Source organism: Desulfocurvus sp. DL1XJH-121, assembly GCF_054819825.1.
Genome location: NZ_JBTVWW010000225.1, coordinates 1 through 231 on the forward strand (window position 1 = coordinate 1; position 231 = coordinate 231).

The window sequence follows — 231 nt, forward strand, 5'->3', positions numbered from 1 at the left end:
CTTCTCACCGGCTGCAATCCGTGTCGCAATCGCCAGCAGACGGTCCATCTCGGCCTGCAGCTTCTGGCGGTAAACCTCACGCTCCTCGCGCGTCAGGTCCGCAGGCACCCAGAACGGGGCGCCGCCGACCTGAACCGCCCGGCTGAACGGCTTGGGGATCGTCAGGGAGGTCCACTTCAGCCACGGTCTCCACGCCCGGCTGGCGGCGACGCCCGTGGGCATGATCGGCCG

Annotated in this window: 1 protein-coding gene; it reads right to left on the bottom strand. The window is 69.3% G+C overall.

Annotation, left to right across the window (positions count from 1 at the left end; translation table 11 throughout):
* Nucleotides 1-231: hypothetical protein (locus tag ACYYG1_RS17955; RefSeq protein WP_461211689.1), on the bottom strand; the 231-nt coding region annotated here is incomplete at both ends.